Below are 23,223 nucleotides of genomic sequence, written 5' to 3'. Positions count from 1 at the left end.
CTATGGGAAAGGATAGCGCAAATGTACCTGTTCTTGGCATTTTTGTTGGTGCCGATCGTCGAAATCGCCCTGTTCATCCAGGTTGGCGGGCTGATCGGCCTGTGGCCAACGCTGGCGATCGTGGTGCTGACGGCGGTTCTGGGCACCGTGATGGTGCGCAACCAGGGCCGGATGGCGCTGGAGAAACTGCAGCGCAGCTTTGCCGAACTGGACGACCCGACCGAGCCGCTGGCCAGCGGGGCTATGATCCTTGTCTCGGGTGTGCTGCTGCTGACGCCGGGGTTCTTCACCGATGCGGTGGGATTTGCGCTGCTGATCCCGGCGGTCAGGGCCGGCGTGTTCCGCTGGCTGAAATCGCGCGTCACGGTCACGCAGTTTCAGATGGGCGGCGCCACGCGGCACGAGGGCCCGTTCGCGCCGGGCGACATCATCGACGGCGAATTCACCGAGGTCCGCCCCCGTTCGAACCCGCCGCGTCCTTCGAAATGGGTAGAAGGCCCCCACCGGCATTGAGGTGCCGCGCCCAACTTGCTAAGCAGTGGCGAATTTCATTTTTGGAGCCGTTCCATGACCGAAGACACCGCCGCAGGCAACACCGAAGCCCCCGCCAACCCGCAAGTCAAGATGCGGGTCCTGGGCCAGTTCATCCGGGACATGTCGTTTGAAAACGTGATGGCGCAGAAAGGCGTTTCGGGCGACGTGCAGCCCGAAATCTCGGTTCAGGTGAACCTGGATGCGAAAAAACGCCCGGTCGAAAACCAGTACGAAGTTTCGATCAAGCTCAAGCTGACCTCGAAGGCCAAGGGCATGGAGGACGTCCTGTTCCTGTGCGAGATCGACTATTGCGGGTTGTTCCACGTGGAGGGCGTGCCAGAGGACCAGCTGCACCCGTTCCTGCTGATCGAATGCCCGCGCATGCTGTTCCCGTTCCTGCGCCGGATCGTCAGCGACATCACCCGCGATGGCGGCTTCCCGCCGGTGAACCTGGACAATATCGATTTCGTCGCGCTGTATCGCAACGAACTGATGCGCCGTCAGGCCGAGCAGGCCAACAAGACTGAAGCCTGATACGGACCCCGCGCCTGACCGGGTCAGGCGCGGGTCCACAGGGCGTTGTCGCCCAGTTTCTTCACGAAAGCTTCATGCGCGGTGCGCTCCTCCGCGGTGATCCGCGGGGGCAGGGGCGTCGGCCGCGGGCCCGGGCGCCAGGTCTCGCCGCCACCGCTGGTTTCCGAGCGGGCTGCGGACAGGCCGAAATCGGGCTGTCGTCCGCCGATCAGCTCAAGATAGACCTCGGCCAGGATTTCCGAGTCGAGCAACGCGCCGTGCAGAACGCGGTTCGAGTTGTCGATATTGAACCGTCGGCACAGCGCATCCAGCGAGGCGGGCGACCCGGGAAACCGCTTGCGCGCAATCGCCAGTGTATCCAGCGCCTGATCCATTGGGATCGGGGGCAGGCCCATCCATCCCAGCTCGGCATTGAGAAATTTCATGTCGAAGGCGGCGTTGTGGATCACCAGCCGCGCATCACCTACGAAATCGCGGAAGGCCTGCCCAATTTGGGCAAAAACGGGTTTGTCCTTCAGGGTGATCTGGCCCGGTTCAGGTTTTTGCGGCGGCTCCAGCAGGTCGGGGCCGATACCGTGCACACCGAAGGCCTCGGCCGGCATCGAACGTTCTGGGTTGATATAGACGTGATAGGTCTCGCCCGTGGCGACGTGGTTCCACAGCTCGATGGCGCCGATCTCGACGATCCGGTCGCCGCTTTCGGGATCGAATCCGGTGGTTTCCGTATCCAATACGATTTCACGCATCTGCCAATCCTGCCCTGATCTGCCTGACCACATCCTGCACCTGTGCGCGGGCGTGGTCCAGAGTGTCGGTGACGATCACGAAATCCGACCGCGCGCATTTCTCGTCATTCGGCATCTGTTTGGCGCGGATTTGCTCGAACTGCGCCTCGGTCATCGTACCACGCGCCATGACGCGGTGCTTCTGCTCGTCTGGAGAGATTGAAACGCAGGCCACCGCATCCATCTGCGCATCGCCGCCGGTTTCGAAAAGCAGCGGGATGTCAAAGACAAGGATGTCTGACTTGGCCGCCTGGCGAAACATTTCCCGATCCCGGGCAACCAGTGGGTGGACGATGGATTCGATCCGTTTCAATGCGGTCGGATCGGCGCCGATGATCCGTTTCAGGGCGTCGCGGCTGACGGCTTCATCTTCGATCGCATCGGGAAATGCCGCGCGGATCGGCGCGACCGCCGCGCCGCCTGCCGCATACAGCCGATGCACCGCGGCGTCGGCATCCCACACGGCGCAACCTTCCTGCGCGAACAGGTCGGCGGTGGTGCTTTTGCCCATGCCGATCGATCCGGTCAGACCCAACGCAAAGCTCATGCCAGAACCGCTGCGCGGGTTTCTTCCGTGACCTCGGGGCGGAGGCCGAACCATCGCTCGAACCCCGGCACCGCCTGATGCAGCAACATGCCCAGCCCATCGACGATGCTACAGCCCGCAGCCTCGGCCTGTTCCAGAAGGCGGGTCTTCAGCGGTGCATAGACCAGATCGGTCACCACCGTTCCCGGCTGCAACCCGTCCAGCGGGACGCGCAGTTCGGGTTGGCCCTGCATGCCCAGTGACGTGGTGTTCACCACCAGCTCGGCGTTTTCGATCACGTTTCCGGCCTTGACCCAATCAATCACGGTGATGCGCTGGCCGAATTCCTCTTTCAGGTGATCAGCGCGCGACCGCGTGCGGTTGGTCAGCAGGATCTCGGGCACGCCGGCCTCGGCCAGCGCCTGCAGCACCGCCCGCGCAGCTCCACCTGCGCCGAACACCACAGCCGGGCCATCCTGCGGCACCCAATCCGGCGCACCCGCGCGCAGGTTCTGCATGAACCCGTACCCATCGGTATTGTCTGCGTGGATCGAGCCATCTGCCCGGAACACCAGCGTATTCGCCGCCCCGATCACCGAGGCACGGTCCGACACATGATCCGCCAGGCGCAACGCGGCCTCTTTGTGCGGAACGGTGACATTGGCCCCGACGAACCCGGCCTTGGGCAAGCTGCGCAGGACCGTTTCAAGATCGGCAGGCGCAACATCCATCGGCACATAATGGCCCGGCAAACCATAGGTCTTCAGCCAATAGCCATGCAGGGCGGGCGATCGGGAATGGGCAATCGGGTGTCCGATGACTCCGGCCAGTGGAATGCGGTTGTCGGTCATTGTTCGATCACCCCTCGGACCGCAAGAAAATTGAGCAGCTCCAGCAGGGGCATACCCAAGACGTTAAAATAGTCGCCGTCAATGCTGCTGAACAGGCGCACGCCTTCTTCTTCCAGCTTGTAGGCCCCGACTGCATGGCGAATGCTGTCCCAGTTGCGCGCGACATAGCCCTTCAGATAGGCATCCGAACTGGCGCGCATCCGCAACCTTACCTGTCCGACATGGCGCCAGACCGGTTCGCCGTCCTGATAGATCACCGCCGCCGACAGCAGCATGTGACGCTTGCCGCGCATCGCCTTCAACTGCGCCAGCGCGTCTTCGGGCGTTTCGGGCTTGGACAACAGACGTCCGTCGAAATCCAGAACCTGGTCACAGCCCAGAACCATCGCGCCGGGCGTCTTGTCACTGATCTTGCGCGCCTTAAGCTCGGCCAGAGCATCGGCGATGTCGCGGGGTGGCGCGCCCTCGGCCAAAAGCGCGCGTTTCGCGGTATCTTCGTCCACGCGGGCGACTTGGACGGAAAACGGCACCCCGGCGTTCCGCAGCAGCTGCGCGCGGATCTCGGACCCCGAGGCAAGTACGATGGGGACAGTCATGTGGAAAACCCCGTGGGCAAGTGGATCATTGGTCTTGAACGGTTTGTATGGTTTTCCGGTTGACACGCAAGCCCGCGATTTCGGCCCGAAACTTCCCTGAGTCGCCCGAAGTCTGTCCGGTCGGGACAAGAATAACTCGGGACCTTGGGATTTCCTGTTTATCAAAAGATGTCCCTTGAGTTATCCCCAGAAAAGGTTAGGCGGATTCATTTCAAATCATTGAGTTTGCTTGTGAAAACTTTGTTTCAACAGAATTACGGATAATCGGGATACAGTCATCCACCTGGGGAAAACCGGCAGACAAAACAATAATCCACGGATTTTACCCACCCTACAAAACCATCATCCTTTCTCTTTTCTATTTTTTTTATTAGGGAGAGTCCGACCAGTGCCGGGAAACCCGATGACCGATCTTCTCTTCACGCTGTACCCTTGGGTGAAATCGCTGCACATCATGGCGGTGATCTCGTGGATGGCGGGGCTGTTCTATCTGCCGCGCCTGTTCGTCTATCACGTCGAAAAGGCGCAGGCCGTCGACGGCGCGCCAGAGATCTTCTTTGAAATGGAAGAAAAACTGCTGCGTGTGATCATGCGACCGGCAATGATCGTGGCCTGGGTCTGCGGCCTGATCATGGTGTTCACTCCCGGCATCGTCGGGTGGGACTGGTCCTGGCCCTGGGTCAAGGGCGCGGCGGTGATCGGTATGACCTGGTTCCATCACTGGCTGATGGCTCGGCGCAAGGATTTCGTCGAGGGCCGCAATACGCTCACAGGGCGCCAGTACCGCATGATGAACGAAGTTCCGACCGTTTTGATGGTCATCATCGTTCTGGCGGTCATTCTGAAGTTCTGAGGGCCATTCCCGCACGGGTTTGACTCGGGTGGCAGCTGGCCTTATGTAAGAGGTAACCCATCCGACCGGATGGCGCATCTTCCTGTTTGAAATTCAATGCTGTGCCGCACCCTTGCGGCCAAGGTCCGTATAATCATGACAACCGAATCCCTGAATCTGTCCGATCTGAAGGCGAAAAGCCCTAAAGACCTTCTGGCCATGGCCGAAGAGCTCGAGATCGAAAACGCCTCGACCATGCGCAAGGGCGAGATGATGTTCCAAATCCTGCGCGAACGCGCGGACGAGGGTTGGACCGTGGGCGGTGACGGCGTGCTTGAGGTTCTGCAGGACGGCTTCGGCTTTCTGCGCTCGCCCGAGGCGAACTATCTGCCCGGCCCGGACGACATCTATGTCTCGCCTGACATGATCCGCCAGCATTCGCTGCGCACTGGTGACACGGTTGAGGGCGAGATAAAGGCTCCGGACGAGAATGAGCGCTATTTCGCGCTGACGAAGGTGACCAAGATCAACTTCGAAGACCCGGAAAAGGCCAAGCACAAGATCCTGTTCGACAACCTGACGCCGCTCTACCCGGATGAGCGGTTGAAGATGGAGATCGAAGATCCGACCATCAAGGACAAATCCGCCCGTGTGATCGACTTGGTCGCGCCGATCGGCAAGGGCCAGCGGTCGCTGATCGTGGCGCCGCCGCGGACCGGTAAGACGGTGATACTGCAGAACATCGCGCACTCGATCGAAAAGAACCACCCGGAATGCTACCTGATCGTCCTGTTGATCGACGAACGCCCGGAAGAGGTGACCGACATGCAGCGCTCGGTGAAGGGCGAGGTGGTGTCGTCGACCTTTGACGAACCCGCATCGCGCCACGTTGCCGTGTCGGAAATGGTGATCGAAAAAGCCAAGCGTCTGGTCGAGCATAAACGAGATGTTGTTATTCTTCTCGACTCGATCACAAGACTTGGTAGAGCCTTCAACACCGTTGTGCCGTCATCGGGCAAGGTTCTGACCGGCGGTGTGGACGCCAACGCGCTGCAGCGGCCCAAGCGGTTCTTCGGTGCGGCCCGGAACATCGAAGAGGGCGGTTCGCTGACCATCATCGCCACCGCGCTGATCGACACCGGCAGCCGCATGGACGAAGTGATCTTCGAAGAATTCAAGGGCACCGGCAACTCGGAAATCGTTCTGGACCGCAAGATCGCCGACAAACGCGTGTTCCCGGCAATCGACATCCTGAAATCCGGCACCCGGAAAGAGGATCTGCTGGTCGACAAGGCGGATCTGCAGAAGACCTTCGTTCTGCGTCGGATCCTCAACCCGATGGGCACCACCGACGCGATCGAGTTCCTGCTGTCCAAGCTGAAACAGACCAAGACCAATGCCGAGTTCTTCGACTCGATGAATACCTGATACGGTCTTGTCACCGACGCGGGGCCTTTGAATGGATACGATATTCGCCTTGGCCAGCGCGCAGGGCAAAGCAGGTGTGGCGGTCATCCGTCTGTCCGGGCCATTGGCGCATCGGGCCGCGGCGGATCTGTCGGGCGGTGACTTGCCGGCGCGCGGAATGCGGGTGCGCGAGTTTCGCGCGCCTGACGGCTCGCGCCTGGACGATGGCCTGGTGCTGACCTTTCAAGAGCCGGCCAGTTTCACCGGCGAAGACGTGGCCGAACTTCAGATCCACGGCAGTACGGCCGCGGTCAACGCCGTGTTGCGCACACTGGCCGACATGGATGGGTTGCGGATGGCCGAGCCCGGAGAGTTCACCCGGCGTGCGCTCGAAAACGGCAAACTGGATCTGGCCCAGGTGGAGGGCCTGGCCGATCTGATCGATGCGGAAACCGAGGCGCAGCGCAAACAGGCCCAGACAATCCTGGCCGGAGAGTTGGGGAACCTGGCTGAAAGGTGGCGGCGTGACCTGATCCGGGCGGCCTCGCTGCTTGAGGCGGTGATCGATTTTGCCGACGAGGAGGTTCCCACAGATGTGACGCCCGAAGTGCGGCAGTTGATTGCCGGGGTGATGGTGGATCTGGACCGCGAGTCGCGTGGGGTGAGAATTGCCGAGCGCATTCGGACCGGTTTCGAGGTGGCGATCGTGGGGCCGCCGAATGCCGGTAAATCAACGCTCTTGAATGCCTTGGCCGGACGCGATGCGGCGATCACCTCGGAATATGCCGGCACCACGCGCGACGTGATCGAGGTTCGGATGGATCTGGCCGGCTTGCCGGTGACTTTGCTGGACACGGCCGGCTTGCGAGAAACCCGGGATCATGTCGAAAGTCTGGGCATTGCTTTGGCGCGGGACAGGGCGGACAAGGCCGATCTGCGGGTTTTTCTGACCGAAGATCTCGATCAGCTGGGAATCGCTTTTCAGCCCGGAGATATCCACGTTCTGCCGAAATCCGATCTGCGCGGCGAATCCGAGTCCGGTGTTTCGGGAAAGACCGGGCAGGGCGTTGATCGGTTGATAGACCAGATATCGCGTGTTCTGCGCGAGCGAACCGCAACATCTGGCATCGCGACACGAGAACGCCATCGAAGCGCCATGCAGCGCGCTTTTGCGGCTTTGACCGAATCGTTGAAGGTTCTGGAATCGGGTCCCGACCTATATGATATTGCAGCGGAAGAATTGCGCACTGCCATCCGCGCGCTGGAGTCCCTTGTGGGCCGGGTCGATGTCGAAAACCTGCTGGACGAGATTTTCGCCAGCTTCTGTCTTGGGAAATAGGGAGTGTTTCACGTGAAACATTCACAGTTTGATGTCGTGGTAATCGGGGCCGGCCACGCCGGTGCCGAGGCCGCTCATGCCGCCGCGAGAATGGGCGCGAATACAGCGCTGGTCACGCTGTCCGAGACGGATATCGGTGTAATGTCGTGCAACCCGGCCATTGGAGGGTTGGGCAAGGGTCATCTGGTCCGCGAAATCGATGCCTTGGATGGTGTCATGGGCCGCGTCGCGGACCGGGCCGGCATCCAGTTTCGCCTGCTCAACCGCCGCAAGGGGCCTGCCGTTCAGGGGCCACGCGCTCAGGCAGACCGGGCATTGTATCGGGCGGCCATGCAGGCGGAAACACTGAAGCGCCAAAACCTGACCGTCGTGACCGGCGAAGTCGTTGATTTCCGGATGGATGGACCGCGTGTAGCCGGGGTTGTTCTGGGCGATGGTTCGGAGATTCCGGCGAAAGCTGTGATCCTGACGTCTGGCACGTTCCTTCGGGGGGTGATTCATATCGGCGATGTCCAGCGCCCTGGCGGACGCATGGGCGACCGGCCCTCGGTCAGGTTGGCCGAACGTCTTGACAGCTATGACCTTCCGATGGGCCGTTTGAAGACCGGAACCCCGCCGCGCCTGGATGGGCGTACAATTGACTGGAGCGGGCTGGAGCGCCAGGAAGGGGATCCCGACCCAACCTTGTTTTCCTTCTTGTCGAAGGCGGTAGAAGCACCGCAGATCGAGTGCGGGATCACCCATACCAACAGCCGCACCCATGACATCATCGAGAAAAACCTGAAGCGCTCGGCCATGTATGGTGGTCATATCGAAGGCGTTGGCCCGCGCTACTGCCCGTCGATCGAGGACAAAATCGTGCGTTTTGCGGAAAAGGACTCGCATCAGATTTTTCTCGAGCCCGAAGGCGTCAACGACCACACGATCTACCCCAATGGGATTTCGACGTCGCTTCCTCAGGATGTACAGGTTGAATACGTCCGGACGATCAAAGGATTGGAAAGCGCCGAGATCCTTCAGCCCGGCTATGCGATCGAATATGACTATATCGACCCGCGCGTATTGACGGCATCTTTGTCGCTGCCGGATATCCCAGGCCTATATCTTGCGGGTCAGATCAATGGTACCACAGGATATGAGGAGGCGGCGGCGCAAGGACTGGTTGCCGGTCTGAACGCCGCGTTGGCCGTCAAAGGGCGAGAGCCGGTCCATTTCACCCGTTCCAACAGTTATATCGGCGTGATGATCGATGATTTGACCACCCGCGGTGTTGCAGAGCCCTATCGGATGTTCACGTCCCGGGCCGAGTTCCGCCTGTCGCTGCGCGCGGACAACGCCGATCAACGGTTGACACCTGTTGGTCTGGAGATCGGGTGCGTGAGCGAGACGCGCCGGGCGGCATTTGAAAATAAGATGGAAAAACTGGACACGGTAAAGCAGAAGCTTTCCGGCCAAACCTTCACACCAAAGCAAATTCAATCCGTGGGAATTGACGTCAACCAGGATGGAAATCGGCGTGACGGTATGGCGATCCTTGCTTTCCCATCGGTATGTTTCGAAGACCTGATGCCTTTGGTCGATGGGCTGGAGGATGTTGAACCTGATATCAGGCGGCAGATTGAGCGTGACGCGCTGTATGCGAACTACATCGCGCGTCAGCAGAAGGATGTTGAAGCATTGAAGCGGGATGAAGCCTATGAAATCCCAATGGATTTCGACTACTTCGCGCTAGACGGGCTATCTTCTGAGATGAAGCAGAAGCTGTCTCATGCGCGTCCAGCCAACATTGCGCAGGCCAGTCGGATCGAAGGTGTGACGCCTGCTGCTCTGACTTTGGTTCTTGCAAAGCTCCGCCGGGATCAAAAAGCGCGGCACGCATGACCTCCAGTTTCATACCGACGCCGGACAGCTTGAGTGTTTCACGTGAAACATTCGATCGGCTGCGCCTATATGTCGATCTGTTGAAAAAATGGAATTCCAGAATTAACTTGGTGTCTCGCAGCACACTGGCCGAGTCATGGTCGCGTCACATTCTGGATTCGGTTCAAGTCTTTCGTCAGGTGGACAAATTTGACCACTGGGTGGACCTTGGAAGCGGCGGGGGCTTTCCGGGCCTCGTTTGCGCTGTCATGGCCATTGAGACTCAGCCCCAAGCACGGTTTACCCTTGTCGAAAGCGATCAACGAAAATCGGCCTTTCTGCGGACGGTCATACGCGAGACAGGTGCAAACTGTTCGGTCATCATCAGGCGAATCGAATTGGCGGACCCGCTGAATGCCGACGTCCTGTCGGCCCGAGCCTTGGCCGATCTGACGACGCTTTTGTCTTTTTGTGACAGGCATTTGCAAAAAAACGGCGTTGCACTGTTCCCGAAAGGTGCCATCTGGAAAAAAGAGCTGGAGGATGCGCAGCGGGAATGGAAATTCGACGCCGAGCCGATTAAAAGTTTGACTGAAGCTCAGGCTGTCATCCTCAAGATCAAAGGAGTCTCACGTGGTTGATCTGTCGCGCCCGGCCGGACCTCGGATTATCGCCGTGGCCAACCAAAAAGGCGGGGTGGGAAAGACGACGACGGCAATCAATCTGGCAGCCGGCTTGGCCGAAGCGGGTTGCAAGGTTCTCGTGGTCGATCTTGACCCGCAAGGCAACGCGTCCACGGGGCTGGGTGTCGAGGATCGGGATTGGACGACCTATGACCTGATTCTCGATGAGGCGCCGCTGGAAGCGGTTGTGCAGGAAACCGAGCTGGAAAACCTGTACATCATTCCGGCGACCGTCGATCTGAGCTCGGCTGATATCGAACTGATTTCGAATGAAAAACGCAGCTATCTTCTGCACGATGCTCTGCGCCAGCCGGCCATTGATGCCTTTGGGCTGGATTTCATCCTGATCGACTGCCCGCCGTCGCTGAACCTTCTGACGGTTAACGCGATGGTCGCGGCGCATTCTGTTCTGGTCCCATTGCAGAGCGAGTTCTTTGCGTTGGAAGGTCTGTCGCAACTTATGCTGACGATCCGCGAGGTTCGTCAGACCGCGAATCCCGATCTCAGAATCGAAGGTGTTGTGTTGACCATGTATGACAACCGCAACAACTTGTCCCGGCAAGTCGAAAAGGACGCGCGTGACAACTTGGGCGAGATGGTATTTAAAACCAAGATACCCAGAAACGTACGGGTCAGCGAGGCACCGTCTTTTGCGATGCCGGTGTTGCAGTATGACTCGGGGTCTTTGGGCGCCATGGCCTATCGACACCTGGCGCGCGAGATCATGCAGAAGAACAAGAAAATGGCTGTCTGAACGGCTGTCAGGAGGGCGAAGTGAGCGCCAAAAAGGCAAAACCCAGGGGGCTGGGGCGCGGGTTGTCCGCTTTGATGGCGGATGTCACGCAGGATCCGCAGGGGCAGGTATCTGCCGCGCCGCGTCGACCGGACATGAAAGTTCCGATCGAAAAGCTGCGGGCCAACCCCAACCAGCCGCGCCGCACCTTTTCGCAAGAGCAGTTGGACGAGCTGGCCGCCTCGGTCAAGGAAAAGGGCATCATCCAGCCCCTGATCGTGCGTCCCGTCGAGGGCGGCCAATACGAGATCGTCGCCGGTGAACGCCGGTGGCGCGCCGCGCAGATGGCGCAACTGCATGACATTCCGGTCATCGTGCGCGAGTTCGACGACACCGAGGTGCTGGAAGTCGCCATCATTGAAAACATCCAGCGCGCCGATCTGAATGCCGTGGAAGAGGCCGCAGGCTACAAACAGTTGATGGATCGGTTTGGACACACGCAAGAGAAACTGGCCGAAGCCCTGGGAAAGAGCCGTAGCCACATTGCCAACCTGTTGCGACTGCTGTCACTGCCCGGAGACGTTCAAGCCCTTGTCGTTGAAGGAAAATTGTCGGCCGGACATGCCCGCGCGCTGATTACGTCGGAAAACCCGTCCGAGTTGGCGAAGACCGTGGTCAAAGAGGGGTTGTCGGTTCGGGCGACCGAAGCCCTAGTCAAAAAGCAACAGCAGAGCAACACGGACAAGCCCGCGCCGCGCTCACGCAACCTGTACGCGGGCAAGGATGCCGACACGCGGGCGCTGGAAAAGGACCTGTCCGCGATCCTGGCGATGAAGGTGGTCATCAACCACAAGCCGGGAACCGAGACGGGGCAGGTCGTGCTGACCTATGAAAACCTGGACCAGCTGGATGATCTCTGTGCCAAGCTCAGCCGCTAGGGCGTGACCAGATAAAGATCATGACCGCGCCCAGGGTCACGGCCTGAATGATCAGGACATGGACCGGAACCGAAACCAGAACGGACAGGCCAAAGACGGCGGCGACCGACAGGGTTGCCGCCTTTTTTGCCGCCGGCCGGATCGCACCCGAGCTCTGCCAGTCGACGATCAGCGGGCCGAAGGTGCGATGCGTCAGCAGCCAGGTGTGCAACCGGCTTGAGGACCGCGCGAAGAAAAACGCCGCCAGCAGCAGGAACGGAACCGTGGGCACCAAGGGAAGGACGACCCCGACCATCGCAAGCGCGACGCAGAGCAATCCCAATGTGGCCCACAGATAGTGCATCTCTACTCCAGCAATTCTCGGATCACCGCATTCAGAACGGCGCGGCCGTCCGCGGTGGCAGCCAGACGGTTTTCCTGTTGGGTGATCATTCCGATCTCCTGCAGATAGTCCAGTTTGGTCTGCGGCAAAGAGCGCCCGGCTAAACGGCTAAAACGGTCCATATCTAGACCTTCCGTCAATCGAAGACACATCATGAGGTATTCGTTCGCTTGTTCTTCAGCGGTCAGTGGGGTCCGCAGCTTCTCGCCATTTCCCTGCTCGGCGGCATTCAGCCACGCGGTCGGTGCCAGATGCGTTTCGGTTGCGATCCGTTGGCCGTTCACCGTGATCCGCCCATGGGCGCCCGGTCCGATGCCGACATAATCGCCATAGCGCCAATAGATCAGGTTGTGCCGCGACTCGGCCCCGGGGGCGGCGTGGTTCGACACCTCGTAGGCGGGCATGCCGTGGGCCTCGCAGATCTCTTGCGTGGCCAGATACATGTCGGCGGCGTTATCGTCCTCGGGCAGGCCACGCAGCTTGCCGACCGAATAGCGGTCGCCGAATGCGGTGCCTGCCTCGATGGTCAGTTGGTACAGCGACAGATGGTCGATCGCCATCGACAGTGCCTCGGTCAGCTCGGCGCGCCAGGCTTCAAGCGTCTGGTACTGGCGGGCATAGATCAGGTCAAAGCTGACCCGGTCGAAACAGGTGCGGGCGATGTCGAAGGCGGCACGTGCCTCGGCCACGCTGTGGATGCGGCCCAGCCGCCTCAGATCTTCGTCATTCATCGCCTGAATGCCCATCGAGATCCGGTTCACACCGGCATCGCGATAGGCGGCGAACCGTCCGGCCTCGACCGAGCCGGGATTGGCCTCGAGCGTGATTTCCATGTCATTGGCGGGCCGCCAAAGGCTGCGGGCGGTGTCGATCACGGCGGCGACGGTTTCGGGCGCCATCAGCGACGGGGTGCCACCGCCAAAGAAGATCGTATTCAGAACCCGGTCGGGGGTTTCGGCCGCAGATCGCTTCAGTTCGGACAGGTATGCGTCAAGCCATTGTTTTTGATCGATATTTCTGGAAACATGGCTGTTGAAATCGCAATAGGGGCACTTGGCCTCGCAAAAGGGCCAGTGCACGTACAGGCCAAAGCCCCCGTTGCGCCAATCATCCGCCAAAGCAGCCTTTCACGAACAGCTCGACCGCGCGGGCGCGGTGGCTGATCTTGTTCTTTTCCCACCGATCCATCTCGGCAAAGGTCTGGTCATATCCTTCAGGAACGAACATCGGGTCATAGCCGAACCCGTCCTTGCCGCGGATCGGCCAGACCAGATGACCGGGTGCTACGCCCTCGAACACCTCGTCATGGCCGTCGGGCCAGGCCAGAACCAGCGTACAGCGGAATTGGGCGGTGCGTGGATGCGGTGCGTTTCGCGCCTCAAGCTCGTTATGGGCGCGGGTCATGGCCATCAGGAAATCGCGGCCATTTCCGGTTTCGGCCCAGTCGGCCGTGTACACGCCCGGCGCGCCGTCCAGCGCATCGATGGTGATACCGGAATCGTCGGACAGGGCGGGCAAGCCGGTGGCCCGGGCGGCGGCGTGGGCCTTGATGCGCGCGTTGCCGACGAACGTGTCCTCGGTCTCTTCGGGTTCGGGAAGGTTCATCTCAGCCGCGCCCACGACCGTCACGCCAAAGGGCTCGAGCAGATGGGCCATCTCCTCGAGCTTGCCTTTGTTGTGCGTGGCCACCAGCAGCCGATCGCCTTCAAACCGGCGGGTCATGCGGTGGCAGCCCGTTGCGCGGCCACCAGCTCGGACACGCCTTTTTCGGCCAATTCCATCAGATGGTCCATCTGCGTGCGGCTGAAGACGGAACCTTCGGCGCTCATCTGCACCTCGATCAGCTTGCCGGAGCCGGTCATGATGAAGTTGCCGTCGACGCCAGCCTCGCTGTCCTCTGGATAATCCAGATCCAGAACCGGCTGGCCGGCATAGATTCCGCAGGATACGGCCGCCACCGGATCGACCAGCGGGTCCGTGATCACGTCGCCGGCCTTCATCAGCTTGTTGACCGCCAGCCGCAGCGCGACCCAACCGCCGGTGATCGAGGCGCAGCGGGTCCCACCATCGGCCTGCAGCACGTCACAGTCGACGGTGATCTGGCGTTCGCCCAGGGCGACGCGATCCACCCCGGCGCGCAGGGCACGGCCGATCAGGCGCTGGATCTCGACGGTCCGGCCACCCTGTTTGCCGCTGGCGGCTTCGCGCCGCATCCGGGTGTTGGTCGCGCGGGGCAGCATACCGTATTCGGCGGTGACCCAGCCCAAGCCCGACCCCTTGATGAAGGGCGGCACGCGATCTTCGATCGTGGCGGTGCACAAAACATGGGTGTCGCCGATCTTGATCAGGCAGGAACCTTCGGCATGTTTGGTAAACCCGGTCTCGATTGAAACCGGGCGCATTTCGCTTAAATCTCGTCCAGAGGGTCGCATGAGATATCCTTTGTCTGCTGGCTTGGGGATACCGCCCGGCGCGGCAGCGATGCAACCCCGATTGACCTTTCTGTTGGCAGCTATTTAATGACCATCCAGCAAAAGGATCGCCGATGAGTGAAGCGAGCAAAATTCTGGACGAGATGAACGACCGGTCGCGCGAGGTGTTCCGGCTGATCGTCGAGAACTATCTCGAAAGCGGCGAGCCGGTCGGAAGCCGGACGTTGACCCGGTCGCTGAGCGAGAAGGTCAGCGCAGCAACCGTACGCAACGTTATGCAGGATCTGGAATTTCTGGGCCTGTTGGACAGCCCCCATGTCAGCGCCGGGCGGGTGCCGACCCAGATGGGGCTGCGCATGTTCGTGGACGGGCTGCTGGAAGTCAGCGACCTGGGTGAGGAAGACCGGCAGAAGCTGGACGAAACCTTGGGCAGCAACGCAGGCGATGTCAGCGGCATGCTCGACCGGGTCGGCGCGGCGCTGTCGAACGTGACGCGCGGAGCGTCTTTGGTTCTGACGCCCAAGCACGAGGCCGAGATCAAGCATATCGAATTCGTGTCCTTGGGCCATGACCGGGCGCTTGTGGTTCTGGTGTTCTCGGACGGGCACGTAGAAAACCGTCTGTTCACGCCGCCACCTGGGCAGACGCCCAGCTCGATGCGCGAGGCGGCCAATTTCCTCAACGCCCTGATCGAGGGCCGCACGCTGTCCGATGTGCGCCGCATGATCCAGACCGAGATTGCCGCGCGCCGCCAGGAGATCGACGTGCTGGCGCGCGAGCTGGTCGAAAGCGGGCTTGCGGCATGGGAGGGCGACGAGACGGACTCAGCGCGGCTGATCGTGCGCGGGCGGGCGAATCTGCTGGGCGATACCGGTCAGGAGGAAGAGCTGGAGCGGATTCGGGTCCTATTCGACGATCTTGAGCGCAAGCGCGATATCGCCGAATTCCTGGAATTGACCGAAGAAGGTGAAGGCGTGCGCATTTTTATAGGTTCCGAGAACAAACTTTTCTCACTTTCGGGTTCCTCTTTGGTGGTGTCTCCTTATATGAACGCTGATCGAAAGATAATCGGCGCCGTTGGCGTGATCGGGCCGACCCGTCTGAACTATGGGCGGATCGTGCCGATCGTGGACTATACGGCGCAGCTGGTCGGCAAGCTGATTTCCGACCGGAGCTAGAGGATAAAAGATGGCAGAGCCGAAGAACGAAGAATTTCTGGACGACATTGCAACTGCCGAGGCGGAAGAACTGGCCGAGGAATTGGCCGAGATCAGCGAGGAAGCGCTGGAACTGGATGCCCTGAAGGCCGAGCGCGACGAGCTGCGCGACAAGTTCATGCGCGCCTTGGCGGATGCGGAAAACGCACGCAAGCGCGGCGACAAGGCCCGCCGCGAGGCGGAACAGTATGGCGGGTCCAAGCTGGCGCGTGACATGCTACCAGTCTATGACAGCATGAAGCGCGCGCTCGAGGCCGCGAGCGACGAGCAGCGCGAAGTTGCCGCCGGTCTGATCGAAGGTGTCGAGCTGACGATGCGCATGCTCAAGGACGTGTTCAAGAAACACGGGATCGAGGTAATCGCGCCCGAGGTTGGCGACAAGTTCGATCCGAACGTGCACGAAGCCATGTTCGAAGCCCCGGTGCCGGGCACCAAGGCGGGCGAGATCATCCAGGTTTCGGCCGAAGGGTTCATGTTGCATGACCGCCTGCTGCGTCCGGCGCAGGTTGGCGTGTCTTCCACGCCGGCAAGCTGAAACGCGCCCTAGGGCGCATGCCTTCGGCGAGAGTATTTGGGAAAAGATGAAGGGGCGGTCAGGATCTGGCCGCCTCTTTCAGTTTGTAGATCAGGTCCAGCGCCTCGCGGGGGGTTAGGTCGTCCGGCAGGATCTGGTCCAGCATATCGGTGACCGGTGAGGCCTTCGCAGCCGGTGGCGGCGGGGGCGGTGCGGCGGAAAACAGCGGCAGATCATCGATTAGCGCCTTTTGCTTGCCGCCCTCGCGCTCGGTCTTTTCCAACTGGTCCAGAACCACGCGGGCGCGCTCGACGACCGAAGCCGGCAGGCCGGCCAGTTGCGCGACCTGCACGCCATAGGAGCGGTCGGCCGCGCCCTTGTGAACCTCGTGCAGGAAGATCACTTCGCCCTCCCACTCTTTGACCGCGACGGTGGCATTTTCGACGCCTTCCAGCTTGCCGGCCAGTGCGGTCAGCTCGTGGTAATGGGTGGCGAACAGCGCGCGGCAGCGGTTGGCGGCGTGCAGATGTTCCAGCGTGGCCCAGGCGATGGACAGGCCGTCATAGGTGGCGGTGCCGCGACCGATCTCGTCGAGGATCACCAGCGCCCGGTCATCGGCCTGATTTAGGATGGCCGCGGTTTCCACCATCTCGACCATGAAGGTCGATCGCCCCCGCGCCAGATCGTCGGAGGCGCCCACTCGGCTGAACAGCTGGCTGACCAGCCCGATATGCGCGCGCTCGGCCGGAACGAAACTGCCCATTTGTGCCAGCAGCGCAATCAGCGCATTCTGGCGCAGGAAGGTCGATTTACCGGCCATGTTGGGGCCGGTCAGCAACCAGATGGAAGCGCCGTCCTCGGCGCTGAGGTCGCAGTCATTGGCGATGAAGGCATCACAGGATTGCTGGCGCAGCGCGTGCTCCACCACCGGGTGGCGACCTGCGACGATATCAAAGGCGCGCGAGCCGTCCACCTGTGGGCGGCACCAGTTCTCGCCCCGCGCCAGATCGGCCAGCGCGGTGGTCAGGTCCAGCTCCGCCAGCCCCTTCGCGGCCTGGTTGATGCGGGCCGCCTGCGCCAGAATCTCGTCAGAAAGCCTTTGATAGAGCCGCTTTTCGATCTCCAATGCCAAATTGCCGGCGTTCAGGATGCGGGTTTCGATCTCGCTGAGCTCAACCGTAGTAAAGCGTACCTGATTGGCAGTGGTCTGCCGGTGGATATAGGTCTCGCTGAACGGCGGGTTCAGCATCTTTTCGGCATGGGTGGCCGTGGTTTCGATGAAATAGCCCAGCACGTTGTTGTGCTTGATCTTCAGCGAGGCGATACCGGTGTGTTCGGCGTATTTCTGTTGAAACCCGGCAATAACCGAGCGTCCCTCGTCCCGCAGGGTGCGGGCTTCGTCCAGTTCGGCGTCGAAACCCGGCGCGATGAAGCCGCCATCGCGCGCCAGCAACGGCGGGTCGGCGACCAGCGCCTGATCCAGCAGGTTGAGCAGGTCGTCGAAACCCACGAGGTTCTGCACCGCGGTCGCCAGCAGCACCGGCAGGTCCTGACCGGCGCAGATCTCGGCAATCGCCTGCGCCTGGGTCAGCCCATTGCGGATCGCGGCCAGATCGCGTGGGCCGCCGCGCTCCAGCGACAGGCGCGACAGGGCGCGGTCCAGATCGGGCGTCTTGCGCAAGGCTTCGCGCAGATCGGCGGCGATCAGGCTGTCTTGGGCGGTAAAATCGACCGCATCCAGCCGCGCTTGGATCACGTCCAGATTGCGCGAGGGGCTGGACAGGCGTTGTTCCAAGAGGCGCGCACCGCCCGGGGTCACCGTGCGATCCACCACTGACAGCAGCGATCCGGCCCGTCCGCCCGACAAGGACCGTGTCAGTTCAAGGTTGCGGCGGGTGGCCGCGTCGATCTGCACGACGCGATCCTCGGATTCCTTCATCGGGGTCTGCAGCAGCGGCAGTTTGCCCTTCTGCGTGATTTCCAGATAGTCGATCAGCGCGCCCATAGCCGAGATCTCGGCCCGGCCAAAGCTGCCAAACGCGTCCAGCGTGCCCACGTGAAACAACCCGCAGATGCGTTTTTCTGCCGCAGTGCTGTCGAAACTGGCCCGCCCGACGGGGGTCAGCGCGATGCCAAGATCTTCGACCGTGTCGCGCAGATTAAACTCGGCGCCATCGGCCACGATCAGCTCGGACGGGGCCAGCCGGGCCAGCTCGGGGCTCAGCCGGACCGAGGTCAGCGGCATCACGTGAAACGCCCCGGTCGAGATGTCGGCCCAGGCCAGCGCGGCCTCGTCGCGCACCTCGGCATAGGCGGCCAGAAAGTTGTGGCGGCGCGCCTCCAGCAGGGCGTCTTCGGTCAGGGTGCCGGGAGTGACAAGGCGCACCACATCGCGCTTTACCACTGACTTAGAGCCTCTTTTCTTGGCCTCGGCCGGGCTTTCCATCTGTTCGCAGACGGCGACGCGAAAGCCCTTGCGGATCAGCGTCAGCAGATAGCCCTCGGCCGAATGCACCGGCACGCCGCACATGGGGATGTCTTCGCCATTGTGTTTGCCGCGCTTGGTCAGGGCGATGTCCAGCGCCTCGGCGGCGTTCACGGCGTCTTCAAAGAACATCTCGTAGAAATCGCCCATGCGATAGAACAGCAGGGCGTCTTTGTGGGCCTCTTTGATTTCCAGGTATTGCGCCATCATCGGCGTGACGTTGGACAAGGCTGCTCCCCTCTGGCGTATTCCGGCGCGACCTTACAAATCCACCAACCGCGACGAAAGGTGAAATCGCATAGTCGTTGAGGCGCGCCCCCGCCTGCGGTATGAGGCGAAAAGCCCCGAAGTCATGGAACCGACCGTCAAAATGCCCAAAGCGAAGATCACCAAAGAAGAGGCGCTGGCCTTTCACCTGGAACCCACCCCCGGCAAGTGGGAGGTGCAGGCCACCGTTCCCATGACCACGCAGCGCGATCTGTCGCTGGCCTACAGCCCCGGCGTGGCGGTTCCGTGTGAAGCCATCGCCGAGAACCCCGAAACCGCCTATGACTATACCAACAAGGGCAACCTCGTGGCCGTTATTTCGAACGGAACGGCGGTTCTGGGGCTGGGCAACCTGGGCGCGCTGGGGTCCAAGCCGGTGATGGAGGGTAAATCCGTCCTGTTCAAGCGCTTCGCCGACGTGAACTCGATCGATATCGAGCTGGACACCGAAGACCCCGACGAATTCTGCCGCGCGGTCAAGCTGATGGGGCCGACCTTTGGCGGCATCAATTTGGAAGACATCAAGGCGCCCGAGTGCTTCATCATCGAGCAGCGCCTGAAGGAAGAGATGGACATCCCCGTCTTTCACGACGACCAGCACGGCACGGCGGTGATCTGTGCGGCGGGGCTGATCAACGCGCTGCACATCTCGGGCAAGAAGATCGAGGACGTGAAGATCGTCCTCAACGGGGCCGGGGCAGCGGGGATTGCCTGTATCGAACTGCTCAAGGCGATGGGTGCCCGGCATGAAAACTGCATCGTTTGCGACACCAAGGGTGTGATCTATCAGGGCCGGACCGAGGGCATGAACCAGTGGAAGTCGGCCCACGCGATTGCGACCGAGCTGCGCACGCTGGAAGAGGCCATGAAGGGCGCCGACGTGTTCCTGGGCGTATCTGTCAAAGGCGCGGTCACGCAAGAGATGGTCGCCAGCATGGCTGACAATCCAGTGATCTTCGCCATGGCCAACCCCGATCCGGAAATCACCCCGGAAGAGGCACACGAGGTGCGCGTTGACGCCATCGTGGCCACCGGGCGCAGCGACTACCCCAACCAGGTCAACAACGTTCTGGGCTTTCCCTACCTGTTCCGCGGGGCGCTGGACATCCACGCCCGCGCCATCAATGACGAGATGAAGATCGCCTGCGCCCACGCGCTGGCCCGTCTGGCGCGCGAGGACGTGCCCGACGAGGTGGCGCTGGCCTATGGCAAGTCACTGACCTTCGGGCGAGACTACATCATTCCCACGCCGTTTGACCCGCGCCTGATCTACCGCATTCCGCCCGCCGTCGCGAAGGCGGGGATGGACACCGGCGCGGCCCGGCGGCCGATCATCGACATGGAGGCCTATGAGCTGAGCCTCAAGTCGCGCATGGACCCGACCGCCAGCATCCTGCGCGGCCTGAACGCCCGGGCCCGCGCGGCGCAAAGCCGGATGATCTTTGCCGAGGGCGACGATCCGCGGGTTCTGCGGGCGGCGGTGATGTATCAGCGGTCGGGCTTCGGCAAGGCGCTGGTCGTGGGCCGGCCCGACGACGTGAAGACCAAGCTGGAAGCCGCCGGTCTGGGCGACGCGGTGCGCGAATTGGAGGTGGTCAATGCCGCCAACACCACGCATCTCGATGCCTACAAGGACTTTCTGTACCAGCGACTGCAGCGCAAAGGCTTTGACCGCAAGGACATCCACCGCCTGGCCGCGCGCGACCGGCATGTGTTCTCGGCCCTGATGCTGGCGCATGGGCATGGCGACGGTCTGGTGACCGGGGCCACCCGCAAGTCGGCGCATGTGCTGGACCGCATCAGCCATGTGTTCGACGCCGACGCCGCCCATGGCGCTGCCGGGATCACCGCGCTGCTGCACAAGGGCCGGATCGTGCTGATCGGCGACACGCTGGTGCATGAATGGCCCGACGAGAACGATCTGGCGACGATTGCCGAACGCGCCGCCACGGTTGCCCGCCACATGGGGCTGGAGCCTCGGGTGGCGTTTGTCAGCTTCTCGACCTTCGGGTATCCGGTGTCCGAGCGGACCGAAAAGCTGTACAAGGCCCCACAAGTGCTGGAGGCGCGCGGCGTCGATTTCGAATACGAAGGCGAAATGACCGTCGACGTGGCGCTGAACGCCCACCAGCAAGAGGCCTATCCCTTCTGCCGCCTGACCGGGCCGGCCAACATCCTGATCGTGCCCGCGCGGCACTCGGCGTCGATTTCCACCAAGCTGATGCAGGAAATGGCCGGGGCCACGGTGATCGGCCCGATCCTGACCGGCATCGACAAGCCGATCCAGATCTGTTCGACCGGCTCGACCGCGAATGACATCCTGAACATGGCCATCCTGGCCTCGTGCGACATGGCGTGATCCAATGGCAATCTGGAACCTTGGCTCGATCAATGCTGACACGGTCTATGCGCTGCCGCACCTGCCGGCGCCGGGTGAAACCCTTGCGGCCAGCGGGTTGCAGCGGTTTCTGGGCGGCAAGGGTGCGAACATGTCTGTTGCGGCGGCACGGGCCGGGGCGCATGTGCGCCACATCGGCGCCGTTGGGTCCGATGGGCTGTGGGCGCGCGACCGGTTGACCGAATACGGGGTCGACACGCGGCACATCGCGCAGGTCGATCAGCCCACGGGCCATGCGATCATCGCCGTGGATGCGCAGGGCGAAAACCTGATAATTCTGTACCCCGGCGCCAACCACGCGATCGGGGCCGATCAGGTTTCCGCCGCGCTAGCAGACTCTGACACGGGCGATCTTCTGGTGTTCCAGAACGAGACCACCGCACAGGTAGAAGCCGCGAAGCTGGGCCGCGAGCGGGGTCTGACGGTGTGCTATGCCGCTGCTCCCTTCAGCGCGCCGGCGGTGCAGGCGGTGCTGCCCTATCTGGATTTTCTGATCCTGAACGAGGTCGAGGCGGCCCAGCTGCAACAGGCCACCGGGCTGGCCCCGGCCGATCTGCCGGTCGAACATGTGATCGTCACGCTGGGGTCAAAAGGCGCCCGATATCATCAACGCGGCCAGTCGGCTGTTGAGTTTCCCGCCCACAAGGTCAAGGCCGTGGACACGACCGGGGCCGGGGACACCTTTACCGGATATGTCCTGGCCGGAATGGACCGGGGGATGCCGATGGCGCAGGCCATCACCCAAGCCAACCGGGCGGCGGCGTTGATGGTGATGCGGCCCGGCACGGCAGACGTCATTCCGGACCTGAAAGAGGTGCGCGAGGCCGCGCTGGATTAAGATCCGGCAAACGGCGCGGCGCTGCCCCACAGCTGCCGGACCCGCGCATCGCGGCCGCAGGCCTTGCGATACGCCTTGTAGGCATTCAGCTGGCGTTTCGGCCCGAACCGGGTGAACACCAGTTTTTTGCCCTTGTAGTAGTCTTGGTGATAGGCCTCGGCCGGATAGAACGCCCCAAGCGGCAGGATCGGAGTCACGATGGCCTGACCCAGCGCACGATTCGCTTCGGCTTTGCTGCGTTCGGCCAAAGCTTTTTCGCCTGTGTTAGAGACGAAAATTGCGGTGCGATAGCTGTCGCCCCGGTCACAGAACTGGCCTCCGGCATCGGTGGGATCGACCGAGCGGAAAAACAGGTTCAGCAGGGTTTCACGGGAAACGCGCGCCGGGTCGAAGGTGATCTGCACCGCCTCGTAATGGCCGGTGCCGCCGCTCGTGACCTGGCCGTAGGTGGGGTTCGGGGTCGTGCCGCCGGAATAGCCCGAAACCGCCTCGATCACGCCGGGTACGGACTCGAAATCGGCTTCGACGCACCAGAAACAGCCGCCGGCCACGGTCAGCGTCTCGGTCCCGGCCGCCGGGGCCGGCTGAGCGCGCAGGATCAGCGCCAGCGCAATCAGCGCAAACAGAAGGGTCAGCTTGATCTGGTCGAGGCAACGGGTCATGGCGGACCTCCTTTTCGCCTCAGGCTGCCGCGCATTGGGGGGGCTGACAATCGGCTGAAACCGTTTGTCACGCGGTGGTGAGACGAGTTTATCGCCTAGCCCAGAAGCTGCCCCAGCTTCATCGCGACGCCCATGTCGCCCGAGATCTTGAGCTTGCCCATCATCACCCCGGTCATCGGGTTCAGCTTGCCGGTCAGCAGTTTGCCCAGGTTTTCGCGCGAGATGCGGATGGTGCAATCGGTCTCGCGGTCCTGGGTGCTGGCCGTGTTGTCGGCCAGCACGATCACGCCATCGGCGCCGCAATCGAATTTCAACGAGCCGTCAAAGCGCTTGTCGGCCAGCCCTTTCTGGATTCCCTCGGCGATCTCCTGCAGCATCCCTGCCTCCCTTTTTCGCACTTGCTTCGGGGT

24 protein-coding genes are annotated in these 23,223 nt (G+C 61.8%); 13 read left to right on the top strand and 11 right to left on the bottom strand.

All coding sequences use genetic code 11. The annotated features are described in order from the left end of the window. The first annotated feature begins 21 nt into the window (after positions 1-21). Positions 22-513, top strand: a complete 492-nt coding sequence (locus tag AC2FM3_RS11035; protein ID WP_496681654.1) for an FxsA family protein — start codon at positions 22-24, stop codon at positions 511-513. Positions 514-567: 54 nt separating this feature from the next. Then, positions 568-1,068, top strand: coding sequence for a protein-export chaperone SecB (gene secB / locus AC2FM3_RS11030; RefSeq protein ID WP_496681644.1), 501 nt, complete (start codon positions 568-570; stop codon positions 1,066-1,068). 23 nt (positions 1,069-1,091) lie between these two features. Here secB and dnaQ read toward each other — a convergent pair whose 3' ends face one another. Genes dnaQ through AC2FM3_RS11010 form a run of 4 tightly spaced genes read right to left on the bottom strand, consistent with a single transcriptional unit; the run spans position 1,092 to position 3,826 of the window. Then, on the bottom strand, positions 1,092-1,814 hold the full coding sequence (dnaQ, locus tag AC2FM3_RS11025; RefSeq protein ID WP_496681643.1) for a DNA polymerase III subunit epsilon: 723 nt from the start codon (positions 1,812-1,814) through the stop codon (positions 1,092-1,094). Next, positions 1,807-2,400, bottom strand: coding sequence for a dephospho-CoA kinase (gene coaE / locus AC2FM3_RS11020; protein WP_496681641.1), 594 nt, complete (start codon positions 2,398-2,400; stop codon positions 1,807-1,809). The genes dnaQ and coaE overlap by 8 nt, the downstream gene beginning before the upstream one ends. Then, positions 2,397-3,230, bottom strand: coding sequence for a shikimate dehydrogenase (locus AC2FM3_RS11015; protein WP_496681639.1), 834 nt, complete (start codon positions 3,228-3,230; stop codon positions 2,397-2,399). Before AC2FM3_RS11015 ends, coaE begins: the two co-directional genes overlap by 4 nt. Next, positions 3,227-3,826 (bottom strand): Maf family protein, encoded by a 600-nt coding sequence (locus AC2FM3_RS11010; RefSeq protein WP_496681636.1) that lies wholly within the window; start codon positions 3,824-3,826, stop codon positions 3,227-3,229. Before AC2FM3_RS11010 ends, AC2FM3_RS11015 begins: the two co-directional genes overlap by 4 nt. 403 nt (positions 3,827-4,229) lie before the next feature. On the opposite strand from AC2FM3_RS11010, the gene AC2FM3_RS11005 reads away from it, so the two are divergent. The 7 genes from AC2FM3_RS11005 (at position 4,230) to AC2FM3_RS10975 (ending at position 11,618) form a co-directional block, all read left to right on the top strand. Further along, positions 4,230-4,679, top strand: a complete 450-nt coding sequence (locus tag AC2FM3_RS11005) for a CopD family protein (protein WP_170342619.1) — start codon at positions 4,230-4,232, stop codon at positions 4,677-4,679. Between the two features lie 135 nt (positions 4,680-4,814). After that, entirely contained in the window at positions 4,815-6,086 is a 1,272-nt protein-coding gene (gene rho / locus AC2FM3_RS11000) for a transcription termination factor Rho (protein ID WP_496681633.1), read from the top strand. Positions 6,087-6,117: 31 nt separating this feature from the next. Next, positions 6,118-7,404 (top strand): tRNA uridine-5-carboxymethylaminomethyl(34) synthesis GTPase MnmE, encoded by a 1,287-nt coding sequence (mnmE, locus tag AC2FM3_RS10995; RefSeq protein WP_496681630.1) that lies wholly within the window; start codon positions 6,118-6,120, stop codon positions 7,402-7,404. Between the two features lie 12 nt (positions 7,405-7,416). Then, positions 7,417-9,285 (top strand): tRNA uridine-5-carboxymethylaminomethyl(34) synthesis enzyme MnmG, encoded by a 1,869-nt coding sequence (gene mnmG, locus AC2FM3_RS10990; RefSeq protein WP_496681628.1) that lies wholly within the window; start codon positions 7,417-7,419, stop codon positions 9,283-9,285. After that, positions 9,282-9,905 (top strand): 16S rRNA (guanine(527)-N(7))-methyltransferase RsmG, encoded by a 624-nt coding sequence (gene rsmG / locus AC2FM3_RS10985; protein ID WP_496681627.1) that lies wholly within the window; start codon positions 9,282-9,284, stop codon positions 9,903-9,905. Before mnmG ends, rsmG begins: the two co-directional genes overlap by 4 nt. Beyond that, positions 9,898-10,701, top strand: coding sequence for a ParA family protein (locus AC2FM3_RS10980; RefSeq protein ID WP_490360036.1), 804 nt, complete (start codon positions 9,898-9,900; stop codon positions 10,699-10,701). The genes rsmG and AC2FM3_RS10980 overlap by 8 nt, the downstream gene beginning before the upstream one ends. Before the next feature lie 20 nt (positions 10,702-10,721). Further along, the gene (locus AC2FM3_RS10975) at positions 10,722-11,618 is read left to right on the top strand and encodes a ParB/RepB/Spo0J family partition protein (protein WP_496681624.1); all 897 of its coding nucleotides are present in this window, start codon (positions 10,722-10,724) and stop codon (positions 11,616-11,618) included. Here the strand turns inward: AC2FM3_RS10975 and AC2FM3_RS10970 are convergent. From AC2FM3_RS10970 to rph, 4 genes are read right to left on the bottom strand one after another with little or no spacing between them, the layout of a single operon-like run. Beyond that, on the bottom strand, positions 11,608-11,961 hold the full coding sequence (locus AC2FM3_RS10970; RefSeq protein ID WP_496681622.1) for a YbaN family protein: 354 nt from the start codon (positions 11,959-11,961) through the stop codon (positions 11,608-11,610). The two genes, AC2FM3_RS10975 and AC2FM3_RS10970, sit on opposite strands and share 11 nt — an antisense overlap. 2 nt (positions 11,962-11,963) lie before the next feature. Further along, the gene (hemW, locus tag AC2FM3_RS10965) at positions 11,964-13,118 is read right to left on the bottom strand and encodes a radical SAM family heme chaperone HemW (protein ID WP_496681619.1); all 1,155 of its coding nucleotides are present in this window, start codon (positions 13,116-13,118) and stop codon (positions 11,964-11,966) included. Further along, a complete protein-coding gene (gene rdgB / locus AC2FM3_RS10960) occupies positions 13,108-13,722 on the bottom strand; it encodes an RdgB/HAM1 family non-canonical purine NTP pyrophosphatase (RefSeq protein WP_496681617.1) in 615 nt (204 codons plus the stop codon). The genes hemW and rdgB overlap by 11 nt, the downstream gene beginning before the upstream one ends. After that, on the bottom strand, positions 13,719-14,432 hold the full coding sequence (gene rph / locus AC2FM3_RS10955; protein ID WP_496681615.1) for a ribonuclease PH: 714 nt from the start codon (positions 14,430-14,432) through the stop codon (positions 13,719-13,721). The genes rdgB and rph overlap by 4 nt, the downstream gene beginning before the upstream one ends. Positions 14,433-14,545: 113 nt before the next feature. On the opposite strand from rph, the gene hrcA reads away from it, so the two are divergent. Both hrcA and AC2FM3_RS10945 read left to right on the top strand, forming a co-directional pair. Then, positions 14,546-15,610 (top strand): heat-inducible transcriptional repressor HrcA, encoded by a 1,065-nt coding sequence (gene hrcA / locus AC2FM3_RS10950; protein WP_496681612.1) that lies wholly within the window; start codon positions 14,546-14,548, stop codon positions 15,608-15,610. Between the two features lie 10 nt (positions 15,611-15,620). Next, positions 15,621-16,184, top strand: a complete 564-nt coding sequence (locus AC2FM3_RS10945; protein ID WP_496681609.1) for a nucleotide exchange factor GrpE — start codon at positions 15,621-15,623, stop codon at positions 16,182-16,184. A 58-nt stretch (positions 16,185-16,242) separates the two neighbouring features. Here the strand turns inward: AC2FM3_RS10945 and mutS are convergent, their stop codons facing one another. Further along, a complete protein-coding gene (gene mutS, locus AC2FM3_RS10940) occupies positions 16,243-18,858 on the bottom strand; it encodes a DNA mismatch repair protein MutS (protein WP_496681651.1) in 2,616 nt (871 codons plus the stop codon). Between the two features lie 160 nt (positions 18,859-19,018). Here mutS and AC2FM3_RS10935 point away from each other — a divergent pair, with 160 nt between their 5' ends. Together AC2FM3_RS10935 and AC2FM3_RS10930 are read left to right on the top strand one after the other, a co-directional pair. Continuing rightward, positions 19,019-21,274: an NADP-dependent malic enzyme gene (locus AC2FM3_RS10935; RefSeq protein WP_496681606.1), complete on the top strand. Its 2,256-nt coding sequence runs from the start codon at positions 19,019-19,021 to the stop codon at positions 21,272-21,274. A gap of 4 nt (positions 21,275-21,278) precedes the next feature. After that, positions 21,279-22,151 carry a ribokinase gene (locus tag AC2FM3_RS10930; RefSeq protein ID WP_496681604.1) on the top strand — a complete coding sequence of 291 codons (873 nt, stop codon included), beginning with the start codon at positions 21,279-21,281 and terminating at the stop codon, positions 22,149-22,151. Here the strand turns inward: AC2FM3_RS10930 and msrA are convergent. Together msrA and AC2FM3_RS10920 are read right to left on the bottom strand one after the other, a co-directional pair. Next, entirely contained in the window at positions 22,148-22,813 is a 666-nt protein-coding gene (msrA, locus tag AC2FM3_RS10925; protein ID WP_496681602.1) for a peptide-methionine (S)-S-oxide reductase MsrA, read from the bottom strand. The two genes, AC2FM3_RS10930 and msrA, sit on opposite strands and share 4 nt — an antisense overlap. 95 nt (positions 22,814-22,908) lie before the next feature. Further along, a complete protein-coding gene (locus tag AC2FM3_RS10920) occupies positions 22,909-23,190 on the bottom strand; it encodes an SCP2 sterol-binding domain-containing protein (RefSeq protein ID WP_496681600.1) in 282 nt (93 codons plus the stop codon). Positions 23,191-23,223 lie beyond the last annotated feature (33 nt).

The organism is Ruegeria sp. BHSB172 (assembly GCF_059613165.1).
The sequence above is the reverse complement of the archived record's forward strand: the minus strand, read 5'-3'. Positions and strand labels throughout refer to the sequence as shown.